Source organism: Corynebacterium sp. MSK310 (genome assembly GCF_030227355.1).
Taxonomy (GTDB): domain Bacteria; phylum Actinomycetota; class Actinomycetes; order Mycobacteriales; family Mycobacteriaceae; genus Corynebacterium; species Corynebacterium rhinophilum.
Genome location: NZ_JASPFZ010000037.1, coordinates 1 through 2,132, shown reverse-complemented (window position 1 = coordinate 2,132; position 2,132 = coordinate 1). Strand labels below are relative to the sequence as shown.

The 2,132-nt window shown below is 49.0% G+C and carries 2 protein-coding genes and 1 pseudogene; all 3 read left to right on the top strand.

Going from position 1 to position 2,132, the window contains the following annotated elements; genetic code table 11:
* Positions 1–116: 116 nt before the first annotated feature.
* Positions 117–299 carry an integrase core domain-containing protein gene (locus QP891_RS11925; RefSeq protein ID WP_349819741.1) on the top strand — a complete coding sequence of 61 codons (183 nt, stop codon included), beginning with the start codon at positions 117–119 and terminating at the stop codon, positions 297–299.
* A gap of 657 nt (positions 300–956) precedes the next feature.
* Positions 957–1,424, top strand: a complete 468-nt coding sequence (locus QP891_RS11625; RefSeq protein ID WP_284771361.1) for a hypothetical protein — start codon at positions 957–959, stop codon at positions 1,422–1,424.
* 345 nt (positions 1,425–1,769) lie between these two features.
* Positions 1,770–1,871 (top strand): annotated as a pseudogene (locus tag QP891_RS12015) (transposase); the annotation flags it as partial.
* Between the last annotated feature and the right edge of the window lie 261 nt (positions 1,872–2,132).

Here is a 2,132-nt window from a genome sequence, read left to right as displayed (position 1 = left end):
CGTCTCGCCATAGTAGTCATTCTGGTTCATCTCCTTATGCGGGTTGGGTTCCCACACACAAACCATCAGACACTCTCAGCTGAAAACGTTAACGGCCCCTCACAAGAGGCGAACTCATCCATACTCGCAGGTGGAATGATGTTGTCGAGGCAGAAATCGCCACGTTTGAGTGGGTGTCATGGTGGAACGAGGTAAGGCTCCACCAAAGCCTGGGATACCGAACCCCGGCCGAGGTGGAAACCGAATTGTGGAAGAAGAACCCGCCGCAAGTAATAATAGAAATCAAGGCAAATGCCTAGGAACAAAACACGAGGCACTTCACTTTTATAGAAAAAGAGACAATACATAATTAGACTTAGCATTGGTACTCATTGTGTCTAGAAACGAGAGGGTGGAGCTTTGTTCAGTAAAATAGCTAGGATGTCCGCGTCATGCTCCTGCTTGGCATTAGCTATTGCGTTGACTCCTTCGGTGGCGGAGGCATCTACGGTTCCCGCTTCGGTAGAACAATCCGGTGAGAGCGGTGTTTATACACGAGTTGAAAAGCTAGAAGGCGATAGTAGTGCTCCCGCCGCTCAACCGTACGCTGCAACTCCAGACTATGGACCGTGCGTACTCGAGCCTACAGAAGTTCATGTACGAACTAAGACCGGCGATGGTGATGCAAGGATCATCGGTTTTAAGCCGGTGACTAAGTGTAGTCGTCCGGTAACTTCTATCAAACACGAGAGTAAACTTAAGTACCAGTATTGGATGGTATGGAAAGACGCACCATTAAAGTCTGGCGTTCCTACGCGTTCTTACAATCAGGGACAATCCAAACTCGAACAGAAAAACATTGAGTTTCGTTGCAATGGCTTAGTGGATACGAACTTTATTGGCACGACTACGGGAACTATCGTAGACGGTGATAAAACTTACACTGCGACTGTTGACACTGAACCGTTTAGAGAAGCATGCAAGGTTTAACAGGTAGAACTTCAGATAACAGTAACCAAGCTAAAATTTTTGTGCTCTTTGCGCGTATGGAAGCTACGTATGACGAAGAATTTGTCGGAGTAGCTTTAACCAGAGAGCAGGAGCGCGCCATGGGCGAGCATGTTGATTCTTCAGATATGACCTGTTGGGCTGAAGAAGTTCCCCTTCAGGGCTGGAGAGGGAAACTAAACAAGTGCCATTTCCCGAACCTCGTTTATCTCGTTTTTAGAGAAGGATATGCGCAAAATTCCTCCGCGCGCCACCAGGAAATTAGCCCAGATATATTGGCTGCTTTTGCTACGCGTGAAGCAGCTCAAGCTGATGTCGTTTCTCGGCAGAAAAAGGAACCTACATTCTTGCCGAGTGAGTTTCATATATGGGAGGTCGAATTCGGGTCCTTGCTCGAAAAATTCCGTAACCAAGGTCCAGAAATCCCCATGTACTGAGCAGTCCATCTCATCGGCTTTAGATTCTGTTTCAAGGAAGGAACGCAAGCATCTAGACCGATGTCAAGTGGCCGTAGCTCAAATGTGTATCATCTTCGTTCGCAAGCCAGCGTTAACTGGTGGGGTCGACAATTCGTTAATCAAGCCGGCGATCCTAGGATTTCCATCAGCTTCTCGCTGACTTCGTTAATCCTCGCTGGGGTATGGCCTCTCTTCAGTGACACCGTAGTCATTATCGGACCTGGCCCCTGTTTGGTGGACACCTGATATCCAGTCCAGTCGGGTTGGCAAGATTGGTAATCTGCCACTATGTCCAGGTACTGAGAACAGTTCAAACGCGATGCTGTGGCTCTCTATGAGAACTCTCGCTGAACTCAGCGTCAGCCGAGCTCGGTATCAACCGTGCCTCGCTTCATTCATGGGTCACCAAGTACGGCACCGGCAAACGTGCCCGCATAAAAGCATTGCAGGATAAAGCTCAAGTAGCGAATGAGTCGTGAGACGGATCCGCCAGTTAGAAAAAGAAAACGCGAAGCTGCGCGAAGAACGTGACATCCTGCGCAAGGCCGCCAAAAATTTTGCTTCAAGCAGGCTCACTGAAGATCTGGGACCTGACCCCCATTTGGTGGACACGGTCAAGTCCGTTTGAGTGGTGTTTCTACCTTTCGATAGAGCATGCAGTGTGATGGTGTCAGGGGCCAGCACGTG